Origin of the sequence: Streptomyces sp. NPDC000345, assembly GCF_042898825.1 — a bacterium.
Classification (GTDB): domain Bacteria; phylum Actinomycetota; class Actinomycetes; order Streptomycetales; family Streptomycetaceae; genus Streptomyces.
This window is the reverse complement of sequence record NZ_JBIAZE010000001.1, coordinates 689,965-715,971: the sequence shown is the minus strand read 5'-3', so window position 1 is coordinate 715,971 and position 26,007 is coordinate 689,965. Positions and strand designations below refer to the sequence as shown.

Genomic DNA, 26,007 nt, shown 5'->3' with positions numbered 1-26,007 from the left:
TGGAGGCTCATGAGTCAGGACATCCGAGACTTCGTGACCCCGTCGTGCGAACTGCTGGCGCTGGGTGAACCGACCCACCAGGAACCGGCCTTCGCCGCCGTCCGCAACCGACTGTTCGCACAACTCGTCGACCACGGCTTCCGGTCGATCGCCCTGGAGAGCGACCGGGTGGCCGCGCTCACCGTGAACGACTTCGTCCAGGAAGGGGGCGGCACCCTCGACGCGGCGATGGCCGAAGGCTTCTCGCACGGCTTCGGGGAACTGGACCCCAACCGCCGGCTGGTCGCCTGGATGCGCGAGTTCAACGAGGGCCGCCCCGTGGAGGAACGGCTGGCCTTCCACGGCTTCGACGCCCCGATGGAGACCATGAGCGCCCCCAGCCCCCGGCCCCACCTCGAACACGCCCGCGCCTACCTGGGCCTCGACCTCGACCTCGCGAGCCTCGCCGGCGACGACGAACGGTGGAGCCGTACCGAGGCGGTCATGGACCCGGCCATGTCGCCCGGCGCGACGCCCGAGGCCGACCGCCTGCGGGTGATCGCGGACGACATGCTCACCACGCTCCACGCGCGCGCACCGCAGCTGATCGCGGCGACCTCGCGCGCCGAGTGGCACCGGGCCAGGATCCACCTCACCGCCGGTCTCGGACTGCTGCGCTACCACCGGCAGTCGGCCCGGCGGATCGAGCAGGACGCCCGGATCACCCTCCTGGGCGCCACCCGGGACGCCCTCATGGCCCAGAACCTCCTCGACATCCGCAGCCTCGAAGCACGGCGGGGCGCGACCCTGGTCTTCGCCCACAACCGTCACCTCCAGCGAAGCCTGAGCACCATCCCCGTGGGGGAGGCCGACCTCGACTGGTTCGGTGCCGGAGCCGTCCTGGGGGCGCTGGGCGTGCCGTACACCTTCGTCGCCGGCAGCCTGGGCCGAAGCGAGGCGCTGGGGCTGCGGGAGCCCGGGCCGGACACGTACGAGGGCGTCCTCCAACGCCGGATCACCACCTGGGGGCTGACCGCGCCGGACACGATCCCCGCCGCCCGCACCCGCACCGACACCACCCCGCCCCAGGGCTACTTCCCCCTCGACCCGGCCACCCTGGACGCCGCCGACGCGGTCCTGCACATCGCCGACGGCGCGCACGGGTACGGCTCTCACGGGGACGGCACTCACGGGGACCGGCTGTGACACCCGCGCACCCTGTCCGCGGTCGTGGAGGGGCCGGAGAGGGGAGCCGCGGGTGACCGACGGGAACCGCTCTCGTGCTCTGAACCGGAAGGTGCGCCGGGTTTCCTGCGCCCTGTGGTGCGATCTGGTAGATCGTCGTGCATGACGCGAGTGCAACTGACGGATGAGGCATGGGAGTTAATCGAGCCGTATCTGCCGATCGGCAGATACGGTCCGTATCCCGAGCGGCTGCGGCAGCAGTTCGAGGGCGTGATCTGGCGGTTCACGACGGGCGGCCGGTGGAGGGAGATGCCGACCGAGTTCGGCGCCTGGTCCACCGTCAACGGTCGCTTCCGGCAGTGGCGCGACGCCGGTGTCTTCGAGGCGGTGCTCGAGGGGTTGACAGCCGAGGCCGCCAAGCGCGGCGAGGGGGACTCGTCGCCGGTCAGTGGGGGTTTCGGCACCGCCCGCGCCCACGCCGCCGGGATGCCGCTTGGTGAAGACGTGCTCGTCGCCCTCGAGAAGGCCGCCGCTGAGGAGGGGAAGGCCCGGTCGAAGCCTGGCGGGCATCGCCACCCGCCAGGACAGGACACCCCAGAGCCACTTCACCGGCCTGCATCTCCGCGCCTGCGTGATCCGGATCAACTACCGCACGCGAACCACACCTTGATCACAACTGCATACAGGCCATAGACGAGGCCATGAGAACCAGTACAAGATCATCGCGTTCGGGCAGGGGGAGCCACCACCTGCCACGGCCGGCGTGCCGTTCGGTATGCCCATGCACAAGGAACGTGAAGTGAGATTCACCAAGTCCGGCGTAATAGCCGGTGTCACCCTGGCCGCCACTCTCGCCACAGCCGCCCCCGCGGTGGCCGGCATCTACATCGAGCGTGCGGACCGGGGTTGGGTCTACACGGCCGGCAGCAACAACGCCTACGCGGCCACGCACGACAGCAGCTGTGACGGTCAGGACGTCGCCGCCCAGTACTACCGCGACGCAAGCCCCGACACCCTGCGCACGTTGTGGAACGGGTCGGGTTGCAGCAGCAGCAACATGAGCGGCGAAGGCAGCTGGATCTTCCAGATGCGTTTGCGCGAGCAGTACGTCGCCAGCACGGACTACTACAGCTCCTGGTACTACGACTACAACTGATCGCGCGGCGCGTTCCGCGCCAGAAGGGGCGGAGACCTGGGGCTCCGCCCCTTCTCTCTGCCCTCGCACGCTGCCGCTTCGCACCGACTTCCCGAAGGACCCCACCTCGTGACGCCTCCCACCGCCTCGCCCGCCGTCCGGTTGCACGGCCTGACCCACCGCATCGACGACAGGCTGCTCTTCGACGGCCTGGCGCTGGAGGTGGAACGCGGCAGGTCGCTGGCGATCCTCGGACCCTCAGGGTGCGGCAAGAGCACCCTGCTCTCGGTGCTGCTCGGCCTGACCCCGCCGGACGCCGGTACCGTGGAGATCGCGGGCGCCGAGATCACCGGGATGAGCCCGAGCCGCAGGGCCCGCCACCGCCGGGACCACATGGGGATGGTCTTCCAGTTCGGTGAACTGCTGCCTGAACTCTCGCCCTTGGAGAACGTGGCCCTGGCCGGACTCCTCGCCGGGCTCTCCCGCAAGCAGGCCACCGAGCGCGCCCGCGACCTCCTGGGCCGCCTCGGCGTCCCCCTCGCCGCCCGCACCACTGCCCAGCTCTCCGGCGGTGAACGCCAGCGCACCGCGGTCGCCCGCGGCATCGTCAACCGCCCCGCGGTGCTGCTCGCCGACGAACCCACCGGCGCCCTCGACGAACACAACCGTGAGAGCGTCGCCGACCTGCTGTTCTCCCTGCCCGCCGAGTACGACTGCGCGCTCGTCGTGGTCACCCATGACCGTCAGGTCGCCCGTCGCGCAGACCGCCGGCTGCTGATGCGCGACGGCGGTCTGCTGCCCGACGAGCGGATGGAGGCCGTACGGTGAGGCACCTCGTCCTGGTTCGCCACCTGCTGAGGGTCGGTCGTGCCGCCGGTGCGCGCACCGCGGGCGGCGCGACCCGTGCCCTCACGCTCTGCCTCGCCGTGGTCTGCCTCGCGGTCGGCGCCGCCTCCCTGGTCCTGACCGACGCGGTCTACGACCACCGGCAGGCGGTCTCCGAGGCACGGAACCCGATCCCCGCCACCGGCCCGGCGGAGCCCGTGCTGTTGTGGGCGACCGCCGGTGACTCGGTATCCGATCTGCAGGTCTCGGTCGTCGTCCTCGAACCGCTCAAGAAGGACGCCCCGCTCCCGCCCGGCCTGGTGGTCTGGCCGGAACCGGGTGAGGCGTTCCTCTCCCCGCACCTGCGCGCATCCGGGGCCGCTGAGGGCGTCACGACGCGTTACGGCAAGGACGCCGGCGATATCGCCTCCACCGGTCTGGCCTCGGCCTCCGAGGATCTGGTCTACGTCCGCCCGAGGCACGCCCTCGCCGCCAACCCCGGTGTGGTGAAGGCCAGTGGTTTCGGCCCGGCCGGTGCGACGCACCTCATCGGTGAGGCGGCCACGGCCCAGCCGGCCGACCGGTTCCTGGGGCTCTCGGTGTTCTTCCTGCTCCTTCCGGCCTGCGGACTGATGGTGATCGCCGTCCGGACCGCCGCCGCCGGACGCGACCGCCGCCAGGCCCTCCTCGACGCGCTCGGCGCGGGTCCTGGTCCCCGTCTCGTGATGTCGGTGGGGGAGTGCCTGGTCCCCGTGGTCTGCGGAGCGCTCCTGGCCGAAGGCCTCTTCCTCACCCTCGGCTGGTCGGGTCTGGTCCTGCCCCACGTCGACTACCAGCTCAGCCCCCTGCTGACCGGTGGTGTCCAGGGCGCCCTCGCAGGATGCGCGGCCGGCGCGGCCCTCACCGTGACCGCCGCCGCCGTCCTGTTCGACCAGGCAGTCGCCCGCCGCTCCGGCGGCACCCGTCCCTCCACCGTCGCCGGCGAATCCGTCCTGATGCACCGCGCTGCTCTCGCCTTCCCCGTGTTCCTGGCGACGGCGGTCTGGGGCCCGCTGCTCCTCGGGGACGGGCCGTACGCCCTGCTCGTCCCCTTCTTCCTCGGCTCCCTCGGCACCTTGGCGAGTCTGCCCGCCGTCCTCGGCGTGGTTCTCGCCCGGGCCGGCGGCCTGGTCGGCACCCTGGGCGCCCGCCTGGGCCGCTCCGCACTCCTGGTGTCCGGACGCCGTGTCGAGGCCCATCCCGCCGGCGCGGTGCGCCTGATCACCGGCATCGTGCTGGCCATCGGCGTGGCCGGGGTCAGCGACATGTGGGTGTTCCGCGTGGACGATTCGGTACGCGCCGCCCTGGCCGCGCACGAACGACTCGGCAGGATCAGCGCCACGATCGAGTTCGACCGCGGCACCACCCAGGACCGGCTCGACGCCTTCCTCGCGTCGGCACGCCAGAAGGACCCCTCGCTGCGGTTCCTCGCTGTGGGCGACATCAAGGTCGAAGGCAACACACCGACCCAGCTGGTGACGGGTGACTGCGCCGCACTGTCGGCCGCGGACACCCAGTGCCCGGGTACCGGTGAGGCCGCGGTGGAGGCCGGCGGCACAGACCTTCTCACCCAGCTCACCACGCCGATGGCGGGAATCCGGGTCGAAGCCGTGGAGGGCCGCGTCACCCCGGATGCCGCCGGCTCTCTCCTCGTCTTCACCGCGGACCGAAGCCCACTGGACCTCGTCATCCTGAAACAGACAGCCCATGCCGAACTCCCGGGCCGCAAGCAGGTGGAATCCTTCGGATTCCAGTACGCCGGCGGCATCGCCCGGATGGAGAGCCAGCGCGCCTGGATCCCCTTGTACGGAGTCACCGGCGTCGCCGTCACCGCAATCGGCCTGCTCCTCGCCGGAATCGCCGAGGTCCGTGCGGCCGGCCGCGCCCTCGCCCCACTCGGCGTGCTGACCGGCCGCCGCCGTTTCCTCGGCGGCGTCGCGGGCTGGCTGGTCCTTGGCCCTGCCCTGCTGGCCGTGGCGCTCGCCACTCTGGTGACCACCCTGCTCGGATTCCCGCTGACCCAGCCCAAGTGGGGCAGCGGGGACATTCCCTACGCCATGGTGTGGGCCGCGGCCGCCGTCCTGACCTCTCTCGCCGCGGCCGCCACCCTGTGGGGCTGGCGCACCGCGGCGAAGGAGAGCCACCGCTGGCACCCTGCCGGGGACTGAACATGCGGGCTGTGGCGTTCCGCGCGTTCCCGCTCGTCGTGCTCCAGGAACTCAAGCGTTGCTGGTCGGCCGACGTTCGGCAGGCCCGTCAGGCGGTCTCGGGCGGCGTCGCGGTGTCCGCAGGTCCGGTGCCGGCCGGCCCGAAGTGCCGCGCGATCAAGGGCGCGGCGCCCTCTTTGCGGCGGCTGACGCCCCAGAGGGTGTCGTCGCCGATCGAGGGGCAGCCGCGGAAGCAGCGCTCTCTGTGGGCGCGGTGGCAGGTCGCAAGGCGGAGAAGGGCGTCGACGCGATGGGGGTCCCCCGCGCGAGTGCGGCCGAGCGTGGGGGAGTCGGCAACCGACGACCACGCCGCTGGGGCACCTCCTCCGGGGGAGCGCGTGCCGGCCCCCGCGTCCGCGACGTGATCCGAAGGGCAGTCCCTAACCGCGTCTGCGCCGGCGGGCCCGGTACAGGCCCACCGTCACCGCCACCAGCGGCAGCCACATGATCCAGACACCCGTCACGGCGTCCCATTCCGGGTTCTTCGCGCCCGCCTCGTCGGCCGTGATGACGGCGCACAGCAGGCCCCAGCAGGCGGCCAGCAGGCCGACCGTCCACAGGGCGAGCGTCCAGGCCCAGGTGGACCGGCCGGTGCCGCCCCCGGCCCGGCCGCCGGAGGCCTCCCGCTTGCGCGGCTGCGGGATGCGGTCGGGCTCACGGGCCGGCATGCGGACCACCGCCCGCGGCGGAACCGCCGCGTCCACGGCGGCCACGCGCTCCGGGGTCAGGCCCCGGTAGAGGGTCGGTTCGACACTCACCGAGAAGCCGTCGTGGCCGGTGAGGCAGCGGGCGCCGTCCGGGCGGGTGGTCATGGCTGCCGTCGCGTCGTAGCGCACGGTCACCGGTCCGCGCGGGGTGAGCAGGCTGACCCCTTCCGTGCCGATGACGAGGGTGACCTTGTCGTCCTCCAGCGACTGGTGACGCGTACCGCTGACCGACGTCTGGGAGAACTGCGGGGCCAGGGTGAAGCCCGCCCAGTCCACGCCCCGGCCCGGCACCTGCAGCAGCGCGCCGTTCCAGGCCTCCCGGGCGACCTCGCGCAGGTCCGCGAGGGTGACCGCGTTCAGCTCGGCCCGGTGCTGGGCGGGGCTGAGGATGCGGTGGCCGAGGAGCAGGCTCAGCGCGTACGAGGGGAGCGAGGCGGCGGCGAGGTCGGGGGCGTCGTACATCTTGAGCAGCTTGCCGCGCACGGAGTCCAGTTCGGACTGCTCGATGCGGCCCGCCCGCAGGCGCGCCAGCGTGTCGACGAAGCCGCCGACGACCGCGTCCTGCTTCTGCGGGAGCGCGTCGGCGTACGCGGTCAGCGTGGCGTACTCGGCGTCGCGCGGCGAGTAGTCGGCCTCCGCCGAGTAGGAGTAGCCGCCCTCCTGGCGCAGGTCCTGGAAGAGGGCCCGGCCGAGGACGTCCGCGAAGACGGAGGCGGCCGTGGAGCGGCGGACCACGGAGGTCAGGACGACATGGCCGTCGTCGCCGTGGATGTAGGCGGGGGTGACCGGCAGGGCGCTCGTCGGGGCGGGCGCCGGGAGGCGGGAGCCCCGCGGGAGCGTCAGGTCCAGGCCGTCCGGGACATGGTCGCTGGTGATCCACAGCACCGCGTTGTCGCGGGTGAAGCGGGTCGCCGCCCAGTCGCGGACCTGGTCCGCCGTCAGGCTCCAGGTGCCCAGTTCGCTGTAGCTGGACAGCCCGTAGCTCTGGGCGCCGTAACGCCACAGCGGCATCTGGTGGTTCGGGCCGCTGCCCCGGCCCGCCGCCTCCGTGCGGAGGATCTCCTTCTCCGTCTCCAGCCGGTCCATCGGCAGGTCGCGGAGCGCCGCGCACACGGTGTTGAGATACCTGACGACCTCCTCCTCGCTGCCGGTGACGTGGAAGAGGGTGTACGCGTTCGCCGTCGCGCCGTTGTAGTGCAGGTCGGACAGGCCGAGGCGGTGCAGGGCGAGGTGCTCGACGAGATGGGTGATCCCCGCGGTGGCCAGGGTCTCGTCGGCGCGTCCCACGCGGAAGAACAGGCCGGCCGTCACCTCGTTGGCGGAGGACGGCGCGTACAGGGTGGGGATGCCGCCGGTCGTCGTGTGGGAGACCAGGCCGTCGAGCACGTGCAGTTCGGTCGTCATCGGTGGTCAGGCCCCCAGTGCGGACTTGCGGTACTTCAGGAACGCGGCCTTCTGGTCGTTCGCGTACCACCACGGTGACTCGGTGGCGCGGTCGCCCAGGAAGGCGAAGTGCGGGGCCGCGTCGGCGAAGTGGCCGCCGAGCGAGAAGGCGAACGCGAACGCGTTGTGCGCGCCGATCGAGTTCCAGTCGGGGCGGTGGGCCGGGTGCAGCACGGAGACCTGGGCGGCGTTGCGGAGGTCGTCGCGGACCGGGACGCCCCGCATGTAGGCGGTGGCCTCGGAGCCGTCCAGTTCGAGCCAGTGCTCGATGTGGGCGAGCGCGACCAGGGCAGCGGAGTTCGAGCCGTCGGGGGCTGCGGTCGCGCACTCCCGGGCGAAGCCGTGCGCCGCCTCCCAGGAGCCGCTCCACTTCGGACACAGCTGCTGGAGCAGCTGGACCTGGGCGCGGTAGTGGTGCGGGTGGTGGGCGGAGAGGCGGTCGTAGCGGCGGCGGGCCTCCGCGTGCCCCAGTTGCAGACCGCGCGCGGTCATCAGACGGGCCGTCCAGGCGGGGGCGTATCCGGGCTGCTCGGCGCAGACCTCGATGAGGATCTGCTCGGCCTTGCGCAGCCAGCCGTGGAACTGGTCGAACTGGTCGCTGGAGACGTACTTAGCCCGGGCGCCGCTGCGGATGTCCCAGCCGATGTACACGTACCGCTCGGCGAGGGCGGCGCGGGGCAGCGGGTCGCCGGGGTGGTCGGCGACCGCCCGCTGCAGCAGCACTTCGGTGCCGTCGATGCCGGCGAGGGCGGCGACGGCGGAGGAGACCTGGTCGACCGAGTCCAGGCCCGCGAAGTAGGCCTGTACGGCATCCCAGTCGTCGGACCGGGCGGCCGTGCGCAGGGGGATCAGCTCCGGTGTGTTGTCGAACAGGTCGAAGGTCGGCCCGTTCGTGGGTATGACGCTGCCGCCGCTGCCGCTCATTTCTCCGCCCCCTGGTGCTGATCAAGTCGCCGCAGGCTAGCACCAGGCTGTGACAACGATGAGAGGGGCGGGGCCGCCTTTAAGGTGCTCGGCATGAGCATCATCGGGGTCGGTATCGACGTGGCCGAGATCGAACGGTTCGCGGCGTCGCTGGAGCGCACGCCCGCTCTGGCCCAACGGCTTTTCGTGGAGAACGAGTTGCTGCTGCCCAGCGGGGAGCGGCGCGGGGTCGCCTCCCTCGCGGTGCGGTTCGCCGCCAAGGAGGCCCTGGCCAAGGCGCTCGGCGCCCCGCCCGGGCTGCTCTGGACGGACGCCGAGGTCTACGTCGAGGACAGCGGACAGCCTCGGCTGCGGGTGCGGGGGAGTGTCGCGGCGCGGGCGGCCGAACTGGGCGTCCAGGCCTGGCACGTGTCGCTGAGTCATGACGCGGGCGTGGCTTCGGCCGTGGTGATCGCCGAAGGGTGAGGGGGGTCGGTGTGAGACTGGCGGCATGCGTACTGCCTATTGCGTGGACACTGTCAGGGCTGCCGAGCGGGAGCTGATGGCCCGGCTTCCGGAAGGCGCACTCATGCAGCGGGCCGCCGCCGGGCTTGCCGCCGCCTGCGCCGAGCTGCTGGGGCGGGTGTACGGGCGGCGGGTCGTGCTGCTGGTGGGGAGCGGGGACAACGGGGGTGACGCCCTGTACGCCGGGGCGCGGCTGGCCCGGCGCGGGGCCGGGGTCACCGCCGTTCTGCCGGCTCCCGGGCGCGCTCACCCCGGCGGTCTCGCGGCCCTACGGCGGGCCGGGGGAGCGGTCGCGGGGGCCGGCGCCGGCGAGGACCTCGTCGAACGGGCGGACCTCGTGGTCGACGGCATCGTGGGGATCGGCGGCAAGGGCGGACTGCGGCCCGAGGCCGCGGCGCTGGCCGCCGCCGCCGAGCGGTCCCGGGCCGCCGTCGTCGCCGTGGATCTGCCGAGCGGGGTGGAGGCGGACAGCGGAGAGGTGCGCGGAGCCGCCGTACGGGCCGACCTGACGGTCACGTTCGGGGTGCACAAGCCGGGGCTGCTGGTGGATCCCGCGCGGGAGTACGCGGGGGTGGTGCGGTTCGTCGACATCGGGCTGGGCGGCGTACTGCCGGACGAGCCCGAGCTGGAGGCGCTGCAGCACGCGGACGTCGCCGCGCTGCTGCCGGTGCCCCGGGGGGAGAGCGACAAGTACCGGAGGGGCGTGGTCGGGATCGCCGCCGGGTCCCCGCGGTATCCGGGGGCGGCCGTGCTGGCCGTCGCGGGAGCGCTGCGGGGCGGGGCGGGGGCCGTGCGGTACGTCGGGCCCGCCGGGGAGGCCGTGCTCGCCCGCTTCCCGGAGACCCTCGTGTCGCACCAGGGGCCGCACCGGGCGGGGCGGGTGCAGGCGTGGGTGGTGGGGCCGGGGGCCGGGGACGACGCCGCCACCGTCGCGGAGGTGCTGGCGACGGACGTACCGGTGCTGCTGGACGCGGACGGGCTGCGGCTCGCCGAGCGGGAGACCGTACGGGGGCGCGGCGCGCCGACGCTGATGACCCCGCACGCCGGGGAGGCCGCGGCCCTGCTGGGAGTCGCCCGCGAGGAGGTCGAGAGCACCCGGCTGGCGAGCGTGCGGGAACTGGCGGCGCGGTACGGGGCGACCGTGCTGCTGAAGGGGTCGACGACCCTCGTCGCCGGGCCCGACGGCGGGCCGGTGCGGGTGAACGCGACCGGAACGCCCTGGCTCGCCACCGCCGGCAGCGGGGACGTGCTGTCCGGACTCGCCGGGTCACTGCTGGCCGCCGGCCTGAGCGCACGGGACGCGGGCAGCGTGGGCGCCTATCTGCACGGCCTGGCCGGCCGGTTCGCGGCGCAGGGCGCACCGGTGGGCGCGCACGACCTGGCCGAGGCGATCCCGGCGGCGTGGCGGGACGTACGGGACTGAGGGGCGTGGTCCTGGCCGGGGGCCCGGACTGGTGGCGCTCGCGGTTCCTGGCGGGGGCCCGGGACTGGTGGGGCCCCCGGTTCCTGGCCGGGTCGGCATCGCGCCGGTGGGGCCGCCTTTCCTGGCGTGGGGTTGGCGTCGCACGGGTGGAGGCCGTGGTGCGTGATGCGGGTTGGCATTGCGCCGGTGGGGGCGTCGTTCTCCGGCCGGGGTGGCGTCGTATGGGTGGGGGCCGTGGTGCGTGGTGCGGGGTGGTATTGCGCTGGTGGGGGCGTCGTTCTCCGGCCGGGGTGGCGTCGTAGGGGTGGGGGCCGTGGTGCGTGGTGCGGGGTGGTATTGCGCTGGTGGGGGCGTCGTCTCCGGCCGGGCTGGCCTCGCACGGGTGGGGGCCGTCGTCCCCGGCCGGGATGGCTCCGGACCGGTGGGGCTGTCGTCCCCGGCCGGGTTGGCGTCGCACCGGCGAGGGCCGTCGTTCATCGGCCGGGGTGGCGCCGGACCCGTGGGGGCCGTCGATCCCCGCGGGAGGTGGCTTCCCCCAGAGGGGGGACCCCGGGTGGGCACCGGCCCGGTACTTGAGGGGCCGTCCGGCGGCTCTGAGACACTGGGCGCGATGAGTGAGACTGCCATGCCGCCCGCCGCCCCGTCGCGCGCCCGTGCCGAGATAGACCTGGCCGCGCTGCGGGCCAACGTGCGGACCCTGCGCGCCAAGGCACCCGGGGCGGCGTTCATGGCCGTGGTCAAGGCCGACGGATACGGGCACGGTGCCCTGCCGTGCGCCCGGGCCGCCGTCGAGGCCGGAGCCACCTGGGTGGGGACCGCCACGCCCGAGGAGGCCCTCGCGCTGCGCGCCTCGGGCGGGCTGCCCGCGGACGTGCGGATCATGTGCTGGCTGTGGACGCCGGGCGGGCCCTGGCGGGAGGCCATCGAGGCCGACCTCGACATGTCCGTCAGCGGGCTGTGGGCGCTGGAGGAGGTCGTCCTCGCGGCGCACGCGCTGGGCCGGCCCGCGCGCGTACAGCTCAAGGCCGACACCGGGCTGGGCCGCAACGGCTGCCAGCCGGGCGACGACTGGGCCCGGCTCGTCGCCGGCGCGCTGGAGGCCGAGGAGGCCGGGCTCGTCCGGATCACCGGGCTGTGGTCGCACTTCGCCTGCGCCGACGAGCCCGGGCATCCCTCCATCGCCGCCCAGCTCGGCCTCTTCCGCGAGATGGTCGCGTACGCCGAGCAGCGGGGCGTACGTCCCGAGGTGCGGCACATCGCCAACTCGCCGGCCACGCTCACCCTCCCGGAGACCCACTTCGACCTCGTCCGCCCGGGCATCGCGATGTACGGCGTCTCGCCCGCCCCCGCCCTCGGCTCCTCCGCCGACCTCGGACTGCGCCCGGTGATGACGCTGACGGCCTCGCTGGCCCTGGTGAAGCAGGTCCCGGGCGGGCACGGCGTGAGCTACGGCCATCACTACGTCACCCCCGGCGAGACCACCCTCGGTCTCGTCCCGCTGGGCTACGCGGACGGGATCCCCCGGCACGCCTCCGGGAACGGACCGGTCCTGGTGGCGGGCAAGTGGCGTACGGTCGCGGGCCGGATCGCGATGGACCAGTTCGTCGTCGACCTCGGCGGCGACGAACCGGGGCCCGGCGCGGAGGCCGTGCTCTTCGGGCCGGGCGACCGCGGTGAGCCCACCGCGCAGGACTGGGCGCAGGCGGCCGGAACCATCGGCTACGAGATCGTCACGCGCATCGGATCGCGGGTTCCCCGCGTCTATGTGAACGAGTGACGAAGCGGGTAACCCGCGGGTAGGACACATCGTCGTCAGCCGACGGGCCGTGACCGCGGTATCGGTCACCCGGTGGACAAGAGGAGCGGTACGTGAGCGAGAGCAGTGCGGAGGCAGTGGCGGAGGCCGCCTCGGCGGCCGTCGCCGTCGCCTCCGCCACGGGGGCGGCCGGGGGCTGGCGCCGGGCGACCGGTATCGCCGGCGCCGCGATAGGCGTGATCGCCGCGGGTGCCGCGGCCGGGGTCGCCGTGGAGCGGATGACCGTGGGGCGCGCGATGCGGGCGAAGGCCCGGCTCGCGCTCGACGCGGCGGGGCCGTACGGCGCCCTGCGCGGCACACCCGGCAAGGCCGTCGCCGACGACGGCACCGAGCTGTACTACGAGGTCGACGACGTGGAGCCGCAGGGCGGGCCGGCCGGGCGGCGCCGACGGCTCTTCGGGCGCAAGGCGCCCCTCCCCGTCACCGTCGTCTTCAGCCACGGCTACTGCCTCACCCAGGACTCCTGGCACTTCCAGCGGGCGGCGCTGCGGGGCGTCGTACGGACCGTGCACTGGGACCAGCGCAGCCACGGGCGGTCCGCGCGCGGCGCGGCCCAGCTCGACGACGGGGTGCCGCTCACCATCGACCAGCTGGGACGCGACCTGAAGGCCGTGATCGACACGGCCGCGCCCGAGGGGCCGATCGTGCTCGTCGGGCACTCCATGGGCGGTATGACGGTCATGGCGCTCGCCGCGCAGTACCCGGAGTTCATCCGGGATCGGGTCGTCGCCACCGCCTTCGTGGGAACGTCCTCCGGCCGGCTCGGCGAGGTCAACTTCGGGCTTCCGGTCGCGGGCGTCAACGCGGTGCGGCGGGTGCTTCCCGGGGTGCTGAAGGCGCTCGGGCAGCAGGCGGCGCTGGTGGAGAAGGGGCGGCGGGCCACCGCCGATCTGTTCGCGGGGATCATCAAGCGGTACTCGTTCGCGTCCCGGGACGTGGATCCGGCCGTGGCGCGGTTCGCCGAGCGGATGATCGAGGGGACGCCCATCGACGTCGTCGCCGAGTTCTACCCGGCCTTCACGGATCACGACAAGACCGAGGCGCTCACCCACTTCGCCGACATGCCGGTGCTCGTGCTGGCGGGCATCGGCGACCTCGTCACCCCGAGCGAGCACAGCGAGGCCATCGCCGACCTGCTGCCGGACGCCGAACTGGTCCTCGTACCGGACGCCGGGCACCTGGTGATGCTCGAACACCCGGAAGTGGTCACCGACCGCCTCGCCGACCTGCTCACCCGCGCGGGTGCCGTCCCGGCAGGGGCTACCGTGGGGGGCTATGGAAGCACCAGCAGCACCGCACGACCCGGCTGAGACCGAGCTGACCGTCACCTCCCCGGAACAGATGCGTGAGCTGGGCCGCCGTCTGGCCAAGCTGCTGCGCGCCGGTGACCTCGTGATGCTCAGCGGGGAGCTCGGCGCGGGCAAGACGACGCTGACGCGCGGGCTCGGCGAGGGGCTCGGGGTCCGGGGTGCCGTCACCTCGCCGACCTTCGTGATCGCCCGCGTGCATCCGGCCCTCGGGGACGGCCCGCCGCTCGTCCACGTCGACGCGTACCGCCTGGGCGGCGGGCTCGACGAGATGGAGGACCTCGACCTCGACGTGTCCCTGCCCGAGTCCGTGGTCGTCGTGGAGTGGGGCGAGGGGAAGGTCGAGGAACTGACCGACGAGCGGCTCCAGGTCCTCATCCACCGCGCCGTCGGGGACACCACCGACGAGGTGCGGCAGGTGACCGTCACCGGGCTCGGCGAGCGGTGGGCGGCGGCGGACCTGAGCGTCCTGGCGGCGTAGGCCGGGTCCTTCCGCGGGGTGAACGTTTCCGACAGGACGTCGGCAAAATGTTGCATTCGGGGTCTTGTGCGTGGTCACATGGTATCCAGTCCGTGGTTAGGTCTACCTAACTAGGTTCCGCCCCGCCCCCCGGGAGGCGCCCATGCCGGCCACCGAGCCCCAGGCCCCCAAGGCCCAGCCGCCGCGGCCCTTCACCCTCGCGGGGGCGTCCATGCGCGAGCTGCTGGAGTCGTGCGCCGCGGCCGACGCGGTGTCGAGACCGCCGCGGCTGCCCGACCCGGCGCCGGTACGGAAGCGGGTCGACCACCCCAGGGCGGCGTAGGAGGACCGGCGCATCACCGCGACCCGGCTGCCCGGGTGTCGGAAGGTTCTGCGGGCCGGCACCCGCTGCCCGGTGGTTCGGCGGGCCGGCACCCGCTGCCCGGTGGTTCGGCGGGCCGGCACCCGCTGCCCGGGTGTCGGAAGCTTCGGCGGACCGGCACCCCCTGCCCGTTGGTTCGGCGGACCGGCACCCGCTGCCCGGGTGAGGGGGTCAGCGGATCACCACGATCCGCTGGCCGATCGTCGCGAAGTCCCACATCGCGTCGCCGTCCGCCCGCGACTGCCGGATGCCGCCCGTCGGCACCGTCGAGTCCGGCGCGGGCCGGGAGCCGTCCACCGCCGCGCTGAAGCCGATGGTCACGTCGTTGACGGTGGCGAAGCGGACGACGTGTTCCACGGGGGTGCCGTCGGTGCCGGTGGCCGTGCCCGAGCGGGAGGTGACGGCGTAGGTGCCGGGGGGCGGGTCCACCCTGCCGGGGGCGACCGGGAACGTGCGCTCGACGTTGCCGGCCATGCCGACCAGCCACACCCGGTTGTCGTCCAGTGAGTACACGACCCGCCGGCCGCGTCCGGAGCCCGTCGGCAGCGCCGTGGGGTGGGCCCTGTCGCGGGGCGCCTTCGCGGCCGCGGTGGAGGCGCCCGCGTGCGGCCGGGCCAGGCCGGGGGGCACGTTCGCCGACGCCTGGTAGGTGAGGACCCCGACCGTCGCGAGGGCCGCCGCCGTGAGCCCGGCGACGCACGTCGAGCTGCTGACTGCCACCAGCGATCACCTCATCGTCATCGTCGTCGTCGGCGCGCCCACCGTCGCGCCCACCGTCGTAAAACGGTGCAATCCGCGCATCTCGCGCTTCCCGGCGACGTTAGCAGCCGTCGCGGGCCCGACCTGGACATCCGACACAGGCGCCGGGGAGCCGTAGGCTGTTTGCGTGCTCTTGCTCGCTCTGGATACCGCCACTCCCGCCGTCACCGTCGCGCTGCACGACGGCACGGACGTCATCGCCTCCTCGAGCCAGGTGGACGCGCGCCGGCACGGCGAGCTGCTGCTGCCCGCCGTCGACCGGCTCCTCGCCGAGGCGGGCCGCAGGCTCGACGCCGTCACCGCGATCGTCGTCGGCATCGGCCCCGGCCCCTACACCGGACTGCGCGTCGGCCTGATGACCGCCGACACCTTCGGGCTCGCGCTCGGCGTCCCCGTGCACGGGCTGTGCACCCTCGACGGCCTCGCGTACGCCTCCGACATCGACGGCCCTTTCGTCGTGGCGACCGACGCCCGCCGCAAGGAGGTCTACTGGGCGCGCTACGCCGACTCCCGCACCCGCGTCACGGAGCCCGCCGTCGACCGGCCCGCCGACATCGCCGAGCAGGTGGCCGGACTGCCCGCCGTCGGCGCGGGCGCGCTGCTGTACCCGGACACCTTCCCGAGCGCGCACGAGCCGGAGCACGTGTCGGCGGCGGCGCTGGCCTCCCTGGCCGCCGAGCGGCTGGCGGCGGGCGAGGAACTCCCCGCCCCGCGCCCGCTGTACCTGCGCCGGCCCGACGCCCAGGTCCCCAAGAACTACAAGGTGGTCACCCCCAAGTGACCGAAGCCGTGACGCCGCGTCTGCGCGAGATGCGCTGGTGGGACATCGATCCCGTGCTGGAACTGGAGAAGGACCTCTTCCCCGAGGACGCCTGGTCCCGGGGCATGTTCTGGTCCGAACTGGCGCACTCCCGGGGGCCCGAGGCGACCCGCCGCTATGTCGTCGCCGAGCAGGGCGACGGGCGCGTCGTCGGCTACGCCGGCCTCGCCTCCTCCGGAGACCTCGCCGACGTCCAGACCATCGCCGTCGCCCGCGAGCAGTGGGGCACCGGCCTCGGCAGCCGCCTGCTGACCGAACTGCTGCGGGCGGCGACCGCCTTCGAGTGCGCCGAGGTGATGCTCGAGTGCCGGGTGGACAACGTCCGGGCGCAGAAACTCTACGAACGCCACGGCTTCGAACCGATCGGCTTCCGGCGCGGCTACTACCAGCCCGGGAACGTGGACGCGCTGGTGATGCGCCTCACCGACCCCTCGGCATCCGCGGCCCAAGCAGGACCAGAAGCACAAGAAGACCAAGGAACCGACTCCCATGGCTGACGAACCCCTCGTCCTCGGCATCGAGACCTCCTGCGACGAGACCGGCGTCGGCATCGTCCGGGGCACCACCCTGCTGGCCGACGCCATCGCCTCCAGCGTCGACGAGCACGCCCGCTTCGGCGGGGTCGTCCCCGAGGTCGCCTCCCGCGCCCACCTGGAGGCGATGGTCCCCACCATCGACCGGGCGCTGAAGGAAGCGGGGGTGAGCGCGAAGGACCTCGACGGCATCGCCGTCACGGCGGGTCCCGGTCTGGCCGGCGCCCTGCTGGTGGGCGTCTCGGCGGCGAAGACGTACGCCTACGCCCTCGGCAAGCCCCTCTACGGCGTCAACCACCTCGCCTCGCACATCTGCGTGGACCAGCTGGAGCACGGCCCGCTGCCCGAGCCGACGATGGCGCTCCTGGTGAGCGGCGGGCACTCGTCCCTGCTGCTGTCCTCGGACATCACCTCGGACGTCCGCCCCATGGGCGCGACCATCGACGACGCGGCGGGCGAGGCCTTCGACAAGATCGCGCGCGTGCTGAACCTGGGCTTCCCCGGCGGGCCGGTCATCGACCGCTACGCCCGCGAGGGCGACCCGGCGGCCATCAGCTTCCCGCGCGGCCTGACCGGCCCGCGCGACCCGGCGTACGACTTCTCCTTCTCCGGCCTGAAGACGGCCGTCGCCCGCTGGATCGAGGCGAAGCGCGCGGCCGGCGAGGAGGTCCCGGTGCGGGACGTGGCGGCTTCCTTCCAGGAGGCGGTGGTGGACGTGCTGACCCGCAAGGCCGTTCGCGCCTGCAAGGACGAGGGCGTCGACCACCTGATGATCGGCGGTGGCGTCGCCGCCAACTCCCGGCTGCGCGCCCTGGCCCAGGAGCGCTGCGAGGCGGCGGGCATCCGGCTCCGGGTACCCCGCCCCAAGCTGTGCACGGACAACGGCGCGATGGTGGCCGCCCTGGGCGCCGAGATGGTGGCGCGCAACCGGGCGGCGTCGGGCTGGGACCTCTCGGCGGACTCCTCCCTCCCGGTGACGGACCCGCACGTCCCCGGCCGGGACCACGACCATGTGCACGAGGTCGCCAAGGACAACCTCTACTCATGACGGTCGCACTGATGTGGGAGGCCCGGGCGGTGGAAGGCCGCGGCGGCGAACTCCTCGCCTGGGCCGAGGCCCAGCCCCTCCCGGAACGCCCCCTGCGCCGCGAGACCTTCCGCGCCCCCCAGGACCGCGTCCTGGTCATCACGTGGTGGGACGCGGACCCCGACGCCACCGGCCTGCCCGAACTCCCCGAACCCGCGGCGGATCTGGTGACCCGTCCGGTCCACCGCTGGCGCTTCGAGCCGGTCGAGCGTGCCTGGTACGCCGTCCGCTGCGTCTTCCGGCACGGACCGCTGGGCGTCTACGAGGAGCGCGTCACCCTGTGGACCGCCGACTCGCCCGACGAGGCGATCGCCCGCGCGGAGACGGAGGCCGCCGCGTACTGCGAGGCGCTCGACGAGGTCGAGTACGTCCGCTTCGCCGAGGTCTACGCACTGGGCGGGGCGCCCGGACAGGGCGCCGAGGTCTTCTCGCTCATGCGCGAGAGCACCCTGCCGCCGGGGGAGTACGTGACGCGGTACTTCGCCACCGGCGCGGAGCGCACCGCCGAGCCGGGCCACGGGCCCGGTCCCCGCGTCCGCCGGCGGTGACGGCCGCGGCCGTCACGGCTGGGGGGCCGACAGGGTCCACACCGAGGTGACCAGGGCCGTGCAGGAGAGGGCGACGGCCACGGTGCCGGTCAGGGTCGCGTGGGTCATGACGAGTCCCACGACGGTGCCGAGGGCGGCGCCGGCGGCGGCGGTCCGCAGTCCCGCGTGCCAGGCAGGCACGGGGTGTACGGCGGCGCCCGGCGGGAGGACGAAGGCGTCCCGCAGGTCCGCGCGCACGGTCTCGTCGTCGTGGAAGAGCACGGCGGCCGGGGGACGCTCCCGCAGCCGCCCGAGGGGGACCAGGCGGGTGCCGTCGGGCAGCACGGGCACGGCGGGGCGGCGGCTGCCGGGGGGCGCGCCGTGCACGGTCACGGGCAGTTCGGCCGGCGGTTCGTGCAGGGCGGGATGCCACATGACCCGCTGCCAGTGCCGGCCCTCGGGTGCGCTCAGCTCCAGCCAGGTCGCCGTCGGGGCACGCCAGGACGCCCGGCGGGTGCCCACCCGGACCCGGGCCGTCATCGGGCGGCCGGGGCGGCGGGCGGTCAGCCGGAAGCGCAGGCCGCGCCAGAGCCAGACGAGGGTCAGAGGGAGGGCCACCGCGGCGCCCAGGAAGACCGGAACGACGAGGTCGTCCTCCTCCGCCGTCTCGTCCGGGTCGGCCGGGAAGCCCCGGGGGTGGTCGGCCGCGGGGTCGTAGGCGACGGGGAAGTCCTCGCCCTTGCCGTAGCGGCCGGTGTCGTAGACGCCGAAACGCTGGACGTGGAGGTGTCCGTCGCCGTCCGTCCAGCGGACACGGACGTCCTCTTCGTCGCCGATGCCGTCCTCGACGATCACACCGGCCGTGCGGGCCGTGGCCCGGTCACGGGCGTCCAGGTAACGTCCGGCGTGCACGCCCAGCCAGGCCGCGAACAGGGCGTAGCCGAGGACGGTGACGGCCACGCCGAGGAGCCCCGTGCGCAGGGGGTGTCTCATGCGGGCGCCTCCTTGGGGCGGGTGTGGGTGCGGGCGGCGAGCGGGTGGTGGCCGAGGAGGGTGGTGGCCGTGTCGAGGAGGCCCGTGCCCGGGGGGTGTCTCATGCGGGCGTCTTCTCGGGGCGGGTGTGGGGCTGGTGTCGGGTGTGGGTGCTGAGCCGGTGGGCGAGCGGGTGGTGGCCGAGGAGGGGTGACGGCCACGCCGAGGAGATCCGCGCGCGGGGGGTGTCTCATGCGGGCGTTTCCTCGGGGCGGGCGTGGGGGGTGGCGTCGGGTGGGGGTGGCGGGCCGGGTGGCGGGCAGGGTGTGGCCGAGGGCGGTGACGGCCGTGCCGAGGAGCCCCGCGCGTAGGGGGTGTCTCATGCGGGGGTCTCCTCGGGGCGGGCGTGGGGGAGCAGGGCGCGGGGCCCGGACGGGTCGGCGGCGGACACGGCCTCGCCGAGCAGTTCGCGCAGGTCGACCGTCCGGCCGTCCGGGGCGGTCAGGACCGTCGTCATCCAGCGGGTCGCCGGGGTCCACCCGGATGTCTCCAGCACCTCGGCCAGCGCCCCGGCCACCGCCGCGGCATAGACCGTGCGGGCCAGTTGTCCGTGTACCGCAGGGGGTGCCCACCGCAGCCCGGGCTCCAGCCGGCGGGCGAGCCGCTGCCAGGTGCCGTCGGCGAGCGAGTCCAGGGCCGCCGCGACCGCGGCCGCCGGGGTGTCGTGGCCGGTGGCCCGGAACAGCAGGGCCGTGCCTGTGCCGTCGTCGAGTCCGCGCAGTTCGTCGGGGTCGAGGCCGAGCAGCCGTACCGGCTCCACGTCGTCCTCCTCCTCGCCGTCCTGGAGGGCGAGACGGTGGACGCACCAGCGGGCGGTCTCCGCCGCCTGCCGCAGCGGGACCGGCCCGCCGCCGTACGTCCCCGTGCCCGGAAGCGCGGGCAGGGCGGCCAGGCGGGTCGTCACGGGCGGGTGGTCGGCCGTGTCGTACGGGTCGAGCGCGTCCTCGTCGGCGGCGGTACGGGCGGCGCGGCGGGCCACGTGCGGGTCGGCGAGAGCGGTGTCGAGGGCGTCGTAGAAGTCCGCGGGCCAGGCGTCCCGTTCGGCCAGCCCGGCCAGCCAGGTCTCGCCGAGACCCTCGAAGACGGCGTGCAGCGCTACGGTCCGGCGCAGGGCCGCCCCCGTGGCCTCGGCCCCGGCGACGCGGGCCGCGTCGGCGTCGGCGGCCGTCTCCGCCTGCCAGAGGACGGGCCGGGAGGCGCGCAGCAGCGGGGCCGCCAGGGGTGCGAGGGGGCGGACGCGGCCCTCCAGGCGGTGGGCGAGGCGGGAACGGGCGTACCGCAGGAAGGTGTCGCCGCGGCTGCCGGTGTGGCGTTCGTGGGCCAGTTCGTGGGCGATCACGGAGGCGAGCTCGGCCTCCGTGAGGGTGCGCAGCAGGGGCAGACCGAGGAGCAGGACGTGGGAGCGCACCCCGGCGACCCGGACCCGTCCCAGGGATGCCTGGACGCCCGGCACGATCCGCACGAGCAGGGGTGCGCGGAAGCCGAGCCGCTCGGCCACGTCCCGGACGAGCGCGGCCAGTTCGGGTTCGTCGCCGGGGTTCACGGCGCGCCCGGGCAGCGGTCCGCGTTCGCGTGCGACGGCGCCGGTGATGCCGAACCAGAACAGCAGCACGGGGGCGAGGGGCGACCAGTCCGGGCCCCACAGCAGGGCGCCGGCGAGCAGAGCCGTGCCGACGGCGGCGGCGGGGAGCCCGCTCAGGGCCAGCAGGGCGGCGCCCAGCAGCCAGGGCCGGGCGGTGTGCCGCGGGGGCGGCTCCGGTATGGGGGTGTCCATGGGCGGTGGTTCCCGTCGCGCGGGTGGGTGTCGGCGGATTCTGCCACGCCGACACCCGCCTGCCGCACCTCAATTACGCGAAACCCGCACGTCGCACCGCAGCCGCCGCCCCGCCCCGGCCTCCCGCACCGCCCCCGTCAGCCGCACCCGGGCCACCTTCCGCACCTCGGCGCTGGACGTCCCGAGCCGCAGTTCCAGGTCCCCCGGTTCGATCACCCGGCGTCCCGAGCGGTCGGTGAAGGCGGACAGGTCGGCGTGGAAGCCGAAGGTCACGCGGGCCGACGCGCCGGGCTCCAGCTCCAGCCGCTGGTAGCCGATCAGCCGTACGTCGGGACGCGTCACGCTCGCCACCGGGTCGTGCAGGTACAGCTGGACGACCTCCGCACCCGCCCGGTCCCCGGTGTTGCGGACGGTCACCGACACGTCGTACGAGCCGTCCGTACCGATCTCCTGGTCCGGGCCGCCGGTGAAGTCCTCCCAGACGAAGGTCGTGTACGAGCGGCCGTGGCCGAAGGCGTACAGCGGGGTCGGGTCCAGGCTGCTGACCTGGCCCGCCAGGCCCAGCGGCGGCTGGAGGTAGGTCCAGGGCTGGCCGCCCGGCACGCGCGGCACGCTCACCGGGAGGCGGCCGGAGGGGTTGACGCGGCCCGACAGCACGCCGGCCACTGCCGGGCCGCCCTCCTCCCCGGGGAAGAAGGCCTGGACGACCGCGCCCAGCCGCCCGTGCCAGCGGCCGAGTGCGTACGGGCGGCCGGTGAGGAGGACCAGGACCACCGGGACGCCCGTCGCGATCAGCGCGTCCAGCAGGTCGCCCTGGACGCCCGGCAGGTTCAGGTCGGCCACGTCGCAGCCCTCGCCCGAGGTGCCCCGGCCGAACAGGCCGGCCCGGTCGCCGAGGACGGCCACGCACACGTCGGCCTCCGAGGCGCGGGTGATGGCCTCCGTGAATCCGGACGGGTCCGGGTCCGAGACCCCGCAGCCCTCGGTGAACGTCACCTTCGCGTCCGGGAGTTCGGTCCGCAGGGACTCCAGCAGGGTCGGGATGCCGATGCCCGTGTCCACCTCGGGGTGGTGGGTGAGGACGTGCGACGGGAAGGAGTAGCAGCCGAGCATGGCGAGCGCGTCCGCCGCCCTGGGGCCCACCACCGCGATCCTCGTGTCGGGGGCGAGGGGGAGCAGGCCGTCCGGGTTGTCCAGCAGGACCACCGACTCCTCGGCCAGCCGGCGGGCCAGCGCGCGGTTCGCCGGCGGGTCGAGGTCGACCGGCTCGGGGGTCTCCGGCTGCCAGTCCTCGTCCAGCAGGCCCAGCTCGCACTTCTGGAGCAGCACGCGGCGGGCCGCCCGGTCGACCAGTTCCTCCGGGATCTCGCCCGCCCGGACGGCCGCGACCAGCGCCTCGCCGTAGTGCTTCACCGTCGGCAGCTCGACGTCGATGCCGGCCTCCAGCGCGAGGCGTGCCGTCTCGGCCGGGGTGCCGGCCACCCGGTGCAGGGTCTGCAGGAAGGCGATGCCGAAGTAGTCGGCGACGACCGTGCCCGTGAAGCCCCACTCGTCGCGCAGGAGCCGGGTCAGCAGCTCGGGGTCGGCGGAGGCGGGCACGCCGTCCCGTTCCGTGTAGGCGGCCATCACCGAGCGGGCGCCGCCCTCGCGCAGCGCCATCTCGAAGGGGGGAAGCGTCACGTCGGCGAACTCGCGGGTGCCCGCCCGGACCGGGGCCAGGTTGCGGGCGCCCGCGGAGGAGGCGTACCCGGCGAAGTGCTTGAGCGTGGCGACGACGCCCGCGGACTCCAGACCGCGGACGTAGGCCGTGCCGACCGTGCCGACCAGGTACGGGTCCTCGCCGATGGTCTCCTCGACCCGCCCCCACCGCGGGTCGCGGACGACGTCCAGGACGGGGGCCAGTCCCTGGTGGACCCCGACCGCGCGCAGGTCGCGGCCGATCGCCCGGCCCATCTCCTCCACCAGCGGCGGGTCGAAGGCGGCGCCCCAGGCGAGCGGGACCGGATAGGCGGTGGCCTGCCAGGCGGTGAAGCCGGCCAGGCACTCCTCGTGGGCGACGGCCGGGATGCCGAAGCGGCCGGCCTCGGTGATCTGGCGCTGGGCGCGGGCCAGGGCGCGGGCGCCGAGCGCCGGGTCCACCGGGGCCGTGCCGAAGGAACGGGTCAGCTGGCCGAGCCCCCGGGTGATCAGCTCGGCGAAGTCGACGGCGACGTCGGCGGTCATGTCGTGCTGGTGCGGGGCGACTCCCTCGCCGTCCGTCGCGGCGCCGACCCACACGCCGTACAGCTGGGCGGTCCTCTCCTCCAGGGTCATCCGGGAGAGCAGGTCGTCGACACGGGTGGCGGCGGGCAGAGCGCGGTCACGCCAGGGGGCGGTGGTCATGAAACTCCTGTCAGGGCGCCGGTGATCCACCAGGTGGGCAGTGCGACAGAGCGTTCTGTGGACAAGATTACGAATGTTTCGAGCTGCATTCCGAATGTTCCGGGAACCTATGGCTTGGCAGTAGCTTCGTCAAGAGGCCGCGCGGGGATACGATCGCCGCCATGACACCCTCGGAGCCCGCAGAAACGCGGACGGAAACGCGGCCGGCGCAGACCGCCACCCTCGCGGAGATCGCCCGCGAGGCCGGCGTCTCGGCGCCGACTGTTTCGAAGGTCCTCAACGGCCGCGCCGATGTCGCCCCCGCGACCCGCACCCGCGTCGAGGACCTGCTGCGCGCCCACGGCTACCGGCGCCGGCGCGCCGAGGCCACCCGCTCACCCCTGATCGACCTCGTCTTCCACGAACTGGAGAGCGCCTGGGCGATGGAGGTCATCCGGGGCGTGGAGAACGTGGCGCGGGACGCCGGGCTGAGCGTGGTGCTGAGCGAGAGCGCAGGCCGGCTCACCCCCGGCCGGACCTGGGCCGACCAGGTCGCCGCCCGCCGCCCGCACGGGGTCGTGCTGGTGCTGTCCGGGCTGGACGAGTCCCAGCGCGCGCTGCTGACCAGCCGCTCCATCCCGTTCGTGGTGATGGACCCGGCCGGTGACCCGGGCGCCGACGTGCCGTCCATCGGGGCCACCAACTGGCAGGGCGGGCTGGCCGCCACCCGGCACCTGGTCGAGCTGGGGCACCGGCGGATCGGGGCGATCAGCGGGCCGTCGCAGATGATGTGCAGCCGGGCCCGGATCGACGGCTACCGGGCGGCGCTGGAGACGGCGGGGCTGCCGGTCGACGCCGGCCTGATCAAGACCGGGGACTTCCACCACGAGACGGGCTACCGGCTCGGCCGTGAGCTGCTCGACCGGCCCGACCGGCCCACCGCCGTCTTCGCCGGCAACGACCTGCAGGCCCTCGGCTGCTACGAGGCCGCCCGTGAACTGGGGCTGCGCATCCCGGAGGACGTCAGCGTGGTCGGCTTCGACGATCTGCCGGTGGCGCGCTGGGTGGGGCCGCCGCTGACGACCGTGCGCCAGCCGCTGACCGAGATGGCGGAGGCGGCGGCCCGGCTGGTGCTGGAGCTGGGGCGGTCCTCCGCGCGGGAGGCGCCGGCGGCGACGCGGGTCGAACTGGCGACGAGTCTCGTGGTGCGGGCGAGCACGGGGGCGCCGCCGCTCCCGTAGGTCTCCTGGGGCGGGCGTGGCTGGAAGGTGACGTATTGACGAGTGGGGTGGACGCCTCCACACTCCTCCGAAGTCAATCGGTTGCACGACCGAAACTTTCGGAGGCACCCGCAATGAGATCCTCCAGCTCGTCGTACCGTTCCCTCCGCGCACGTCTCGCCGCCCTGCTCGCCGGAGCGGCCACCGTCGGTGCCCTGCTCACGGCGGGCGCGCCCGCCGCCCATGCCGCCGACACCCCACTGCGCGACCTCGGCGCCGCCCAGGGCAAGGTCATCGGCACGGCGGTCACCGGTTCCAAGCTGACCGGGACCTACGGCGACATCGCCGGGGCGCAGTTCGGCTCCCTGACCCCCGGCAACGCCATGAAGTGGGGCTCGGTGGAGCCGACCCAGGGGAGCTTCAACTGGGCCGAGGCCGACCAGATCGTGGCCTTCGCCGAGGCCCACGGCCAGCAGGTGCGCGGCCACACCCTGGTCTGGCACAGCCAGAACCCGAGCTGGCTGACCAACGGCAGCTGGACGTCCGCCCAGCTGAGCACGCTCCTGCAGAACCACATCAGCACCGAGGCCGGCCGCTACCGGGGGAAGATCGCCGCCTGGGACGTGGTCAACGAGCCCTTCAACGAGGACGGCACCTACCGCTCCACCCTCTGGTACAACGGCCTCGGCGCGGACTACATCGCCAACGCCCTGACCTGGGCGCGGGCCGCCGACCCGGCCGCCAAGCTGTACATCAACGACTACAACGTCGAGGGCGTCAACGCGAAGAGCACCGCCCTGTACAACCTGGTCAAGTCGCTGAAGGAGCGCGGGGTCCCGATCGACGGGGTCGGGCTCCAGGCCCATCTGATCCTCGGTCAGGTGCCCTCGACGCTCCAGCAGAACATCCAGCGCTTCGCCGACCTCGGCGTCGACGTGGCGATCACCGAGCTGGACATCCGGATGGCGCTGCCCGCCGACAGCACCAAGCTCGCCCAGCAGAAGGCCGACTACAAGGCGGTCACCGCCGCCTGCGTCGCGGTCGCGCGCTGCGTGAACCTCACCGTCTGGGGCTTCGCCGACTCGGACTCCTGGGTGGACGGCACCTTCCCGGGCTACGGGGCGGCGACGCCGTACGACGCGAACTACGCGCCGAAACCGGCGTACTACGGCATCGCCGAGGCGCTCGGGGGCACGACCACGCCGCCGCCCACCGGGGCGTGCACGGCGGCGTACGGTGTGGGCAGCCAGTGGAACACCGGGTTCACCGGGAACGTCACGATCTCCTGCTCGGGGGCCTCGCTGTCCTCCTGGAAGGTGACCTGGACGTACGGCGCCGGCCAGCAGATCACGCAGGCGTGGAACGCGACCTGCACCCAGTCCGGGGCGGCGGTGTCGTGCGTGAACGCCTCGTACAACGGGTCGGTGCCGGACGGGGGTTCGGTGAGCTTCGGGTTCAACGCGAGCTGGAGCGGGAGCAACCCGGTGCCCACGGTGACACTGGGCTGAGGCGAAAGGGGCCCGAGGTGACGACGCGCTGAGAATCGTGAGATTTTCAC

Annotated in this window: 22 protein-coding genes and 1 pseudogene; 17 read left to right on the top strand and 6 right to left on the bottom strand. The window is 74.0% G+C overall.

Going from position 1 to position 26,007, the window contains the following annotated elements; all coding sequences use genetic code 11:
- Positions 1 to 9 precede the first annotated feature (9 nt).
- From ACFY30_RS03285 to ACFY30_RS03265, 5 genes are all read left to right on the top strand, one after another.
- On the top strand, positions 10 to 1,185 hold the full coding sequence (locus tag ACFY30_RS03285) for an erythromycin esterase family protein (protein ID WP_390843464.1): 1,176 nt from the start codon (positions 10 to 12) through the stop codon (positions 1,183 to 1,185).
- Positions 1,186 to 1,326: 141 nt separating this feature from the next.
- On the top strand, positions 1,327 to 1,857 hold the full coding sequence (locus tag ACFY30_RS03280; protein WP_390843463.1) for a transposase: 531 nt from the start codon (positions 1,327 to 1,329) through the stop codon (positions 1,855 to 1,857).
- Between the two features lie 106 nt (positions 1,858 to 1,963).
- On the top strand, positions 1,964 to 2,320 hold the full coding sequence (locus ACFY30_RS03275) for a hypothetical protein (RefSeq protein WP_390843462.1): 357 nt from the start codon (positions 1,964 to 1,966) through the stop codon (positions 2,318 to 2,320).
- A 108-nt stretch (positions 2,321 to 2,428) separates the two neighbouring features.
- Complete coding sequence (locus tag ACFY30_RS03270) at positions 2,429 to 3,127, top strand: ABC transporter ATP-binding protein (protein ID WP_390843461.1); 699 nt, start codon at positions 2,429 to 2,431, stop codon at positions 3,125 to 3,127.
- Positions 3,124 to 5,331, top strand: coding sequence for a hypothetical protein (locus tag ACFY30_RS03265; RefSeq protein WP_390843460.1), 2,208 nt, complete (start codon positions 3,124 to 3,126; stop codon positions 5,329 to 5,331). Before ACFY30_RS03270 ends, ACFY30_RS03265 begins: the two co-directional genes overlap by 4 nt.
- Positions 5,332 to 5,750: 419 nt before the next feature.
- Here the strand turns inward: ACFY30_RS03265 and ACFY30_RS03260 are convergent, their stop codons facing one another.
- Positions 5,751 to 7,481, bottom strand: a complete 1,731-nt coding sequence (locus tag ACFY30_RS03260; protein WP_390843459.1) for a M16 family metallopeptidase — start codon at positions 7,479 to 7,481, stop codon at positions 5,751 to 5,753.
- Between the two features lie 6 nt (positions 7,482 to 7,487).
- Positions 7,488 to 8,444 (bottom strand): hypothetical protein, encoded by a 957-nt coding sequence (locus tag ACFY30_RS03255; protein ID WP_390843457.1) that lies wholly within the window; start codon positions 8,442 to 8,444, stop codon positions 7,488 to 7,490.
- A gap of 93 nt (positions 8,445 to 8,537) precedes the next feature.
- On the opposite strand from ACFY30_RS03255, the gene ACFY30_RS03250 reads away from it, so the two are divergent.
- From ACFY30_RS03250 to ACFY30_RS03225, 6 genes are all read left to right on the top strand, one after another.
- Positions 8,538 to 8,909 carry a holo-ACP synthase gene (locus ACFY30_RS03250; RefSeq protein WP_390843456.1) on the top strand — a complete coding sequence of 124 codons (372 nt, stop codon included), beginning with the start codon at positions 8,538 to 8,540 and terminating at the stop codon, positions 8,907 to 8,909.
- Between the two features lie 25 nt (positions 8,910 to 8,934).
- Positions 8,935 to 10,371, top strand: coding sequence for an NAD(P)H-hydrate dehydratase (locus ACFY30_RS03245; RefSeq protein ID WP_390843455.1), 1,437 nt, complete (start codon positions 8,935 to 8,937; stop codon positions 10,369 to 10,371).
- A gap of 610 nt (positions 10,372 to 10,981) precedes the next feature.
- Positions 10,982 to 12,148 carry an alanine racemase gene (gene alr, locus ACFY30_RS03240; RefSeq protein WP_390843454.1) on the top strand — a complete coding sequence of 389 codons (1,167 nt, stop codon included), beginning with the start codon at positions 10,982 to 10,984 and terminating at the stop codon, positions 12,146 to 12,148.
- Between the two features lie 92 nt (positions 12,149 to 12,240).
- A complete protein-coding gene (locus tag ACFY30_RS03235) occupies positions 12,241 to 13,497 on the top strand; it encodes an alpha/beta fold hydrolase (protein WP_390843453.1) in 1,257 nt (418 codons plus the stop codon).
- The gene (gene tsaE / locus ACFY30_RS03230; protein WP_390843452.1) at positions 13,463 to 13,975 is read left to right on the top strand and encodes a tRNA (adenosine(37)-N6)-threonylcarbamoyltransferase complex ATPase subunit type 1 TsaE; all 513 of its coding nucleotides are present in this window, start codon (positions 13,463 to 13,465) and stop codon (positions 13,973 to 13,975) included. Before ACFY30_RS03235 ends, tsaE begins: the two co-directional genes overlap by 35 nt.
- Positions 13,976 to 14,117: 142 nt before the next feature.
- Positions 14,118 to 14,297 carry a hypothetical protein gene (locus tag ACFY30_RS03225; protein WP_390658171.1) on the top strand — a complete coding sequence of 60 codons (180 nt, stop codon included), beginning with the start codon at positions 14,118 to 14,120 and terminating at the stop codon, positions 14,295 to 14,297.
- A 210-nt stretch (positions 14,298 to 14,507) separates the two neighbouring features.
- Here ACFY30_RS03225 and ACFY30_RS03220 read toward each other — a convergent pair whose 3' ends face one another.
- A complete protein-coding gene (locus ACFY30_RS03220) occupies positions 14,508 to 15,056 on the bottom strand; it encodes a hypothetical protein (RefSeq protein ID WP_390843451.1) in 549 nt (182 codons plus the stop codon).
- Positions 15,057 to 15,222: 166 nt separating this feature from the next.
- Between ACFY30_RS03220 and tsaB the strand changes: the two genes are divergently transcribed.
- The 4 genes and pseudogenes from tsaB to ACFY30_RS03200 form a co-directional block, all read left to right on the top strand.
- The gene (gene tsaB, locus ACFY30_RS03215; protein ID WP_390843450.1) at positions 15,223 to 15,876 is read left to right on the top strand and encodes a tRNA (adenosine(37)-N6)-threonylcarbamoyltransferase complex dimerization subunit type 1 TsaB; all 654 of its coding nucleotides are present in this window, start codon (positions 15,223 to 15,225) and stop codon (positions 15,874 to 15,876) included.
- Complete coding sequence (gene rimI, locus ACFY30_RS03210; RefSeq protein ID WP_390658174.1) at positions 15,873 to 16,412, top strand: ribosomal protein S18-alanine N-acetyltransferase; 540 nt, start codon at positions 15,873 to 15,875, stop codon at positions 16,410 to 16,412. Before tsaB ends, rimI begins: the two co-directional genes overlap by 4 nt.
- A complete protein-coding gene (gene tsaD / locus ACFY30_RS03205; protein WP_390658175.1) occupies positions 16,405 to 17,496 on the top strand; it encodes a tRNA (adenosine(37)-N6)-threonylcarbamoyltransferase complex transferase subunit TsaD in 1,092 nt (363 codons plus the stop codon). Before rimI ends, tsaD begins: the two co-directional genes overlap by 8 nt.
- A pseudogene (locus tag ACFY30_RS03200) lies at positions 17,493 to 17,744 on the top strand (hypothetical protein); the annotation flags it as partial. The gene tsaD and the pseudogene ACFY30_RS03200, both read left to right, overlap by 4 nt.
- Before the next feature lie 351 nt (positions 17,745 to 18,095).
- On the opposite strand, the gene ACFY30_RS03195 reads toward ACFY30_RS03200, so the two are convergent.
- The 3 genes from ACFY30_RS03195 to ACFY30_RS03185 form a co-directional block, all read right to left on the bottom strand.
- Positions 18,096 to 19,055, bottom strand: a complete 960-nt coding sequence (locus ACFY30_RS03195; RefSeq protein WP_390843449.1) for a hypothetical protein — start codon at positions 19,053 to 19,055, stop codon at positions 18,096 to 18,098.
- A 358-nt stretch (positions 19,056 to 19,413) separates the two neighbouring features.
- On the bottom strand, positions 19,414 to 20,868 hold the full coding sequence (locus ACFY30_RS03190) for a M48 family metalloprotease (protein ID WP_390843448.1): 1,455 nt from the start codon (positions 20,866 to 20,868) through the stop codon (positions 19,414 to 19,416).
- Positions 20,869 to 20,937: 69 nt separating this feature from the next.
- Complete coding sequence (locus ACFY30_RS03185; protein WP_390843447.1) at positions 20,938 to 23,250, bottom strand: glycoside hydrolase family 3 N-terminal domain-containing protein; 2,313 nt, start codon at positions 23,248 to 23,250, stop codon at positions 20,938 to 20,940.
- Positions 23,251 to 23,411: 161 nt separating this feature from the next.
- On the opposite strand from ACFY30_RS03185, the gene ACFY30_RS03180 reads away from it, so the two are divergent.
- Positions 23,412 to 24,470, top strand: a complete 1,059-nt coding sequence (locus ACFY30_RS03180) for a LacI family DNA-binding transcriptional regulator (RefSeq protein ID WP_390843446.1) — start codon at positions 23,412 to 23,414, stop codon at positions 24,468 to 24,470.
- A gap of 113 nt (positions 24,471 to 24,583) precedes the next feature.
- On the top strand, positions 24,584 to 25,957 hold the full coding sequence (locus tag ACFY30_RS03175) for an endo-1,4-beta-xylanase (protein WP_390843445.1): 1,374 nt from the start codon (positions 24,584 to 24,586) through the stop codon (positions 25,955 to 25,957).
- Positions 25,958 to 26,007: the final 50 nt, after the last annotated feature.

Excerpts from the sequence above, each read along its gene's own strand:
- ACFY30_RS03285 (WP_390843464.1), top strand. The coding sequence starts at position 10 with ATGAGTCAGGACATCCGAGACTTCGTGACCCCGTCGTGCGAACTGCTG.
- ACFY30_RS03280 (WP_390843463.1), top strand. The coding sequence starts at position 1,327 with ATGACGCGAGTGCAACTGACGGATGAGGCATGGGAGTTAATCGAGCCG.
- ACFY30_RS03260 (WP_390843459.1), bottom strand. The coding sequence starts at position 7,481 with ATGACGACCGAACTGCACGTGCTCGACGGCCTGGTCTCCCACACGACG.
- ACFY30_RS03255 (WP_390843457.1), bottom strand. The coding sequence starts at position 8,444 with ATGAGCGGCAGCGGCGGCAGCGTCATACCCACGAACGGGCCGACCTTC.
- ACFY30_RS03250 (WP_390843456.1), top strand. The coding sequence starts at position 8,538 with ATGAGCATCATCGGGGTCGGTATCGACGTGGCCGAGATCGAACGGTTC.
- ACFY30_RS03245 (WP_390843455.1), top strand. The coding sequence starts at position 8,935 with ATGCGTACTGCCTATTGCGTGGACACTGTCAGGGCTGCCGAGCGGGAG.
- alr (WP_390843454.1), top strand. The coding sequence starts at position 10,982 with ATGAGTGAGACTGCCATGCCGCCCGCCGCCCCGTCGCGCGCCCGTGCC.
- tsaE (WP_390843452.1), top strand. The coding sequence starts at position 13,463 with ATGGAAGCACCAGCAGCACCGCACGACCCGGCTGAGACCGAGCTGACC.
- ACFY30_RS03225 (WP_390658171.1), top strand. The coding sequence starts at position 14,118 with ATGCCGGCCACCGAGCCCCAGGCCCCCAAGGCCCAGCCGCCGCGGCCC.
- tsaD (WP_390658175.1), top strand. The coding sequence starts at position 16,405 with ATGGCTGACGAACCCCTCGTCCTCGGCATCGAGACCTCCTGCGACGAG.
- ACFY30_RS03195 (WP_390843449.1), bottom strand. The coding sequence starts at position 19,055 with ATGAGACACCCCCTGCGCACGGGGCTCCTCGGCGTGGCCGTCACCGTC.
- ACFY30_RS03190 (WP_390843448.1), bottom strand. The coding sequence starts at position 20,868 with ATGGACACCCCCATACCGGAGCCGCCCCCGCGGCACACCGCCCGGCCC.
- ACFY30_RS03185 (WP_390843447.1), bottom strand. The coding sequence starts at position 23,250 with ATGACCACCGCCCCCTGGCGTGACCGCGCTCTGCCCGCCGCCACCCGT.
- ACFY30_RS03180 (WP_390843446.1), top strand. The coding sequence starts at position 23,412 with ATGACACCCTCGGAGCCCGCAGAAACGCGGACGGAAACGCGGCCGGCG.
- ACFY30_RS03175 (WP_390843445.1), top strand. The coding sequence starts at position 24,584 with ATGAGATCCTCCAGCTCGTCGTACCGTTCCCTCCGCGCACGTCTCGCC.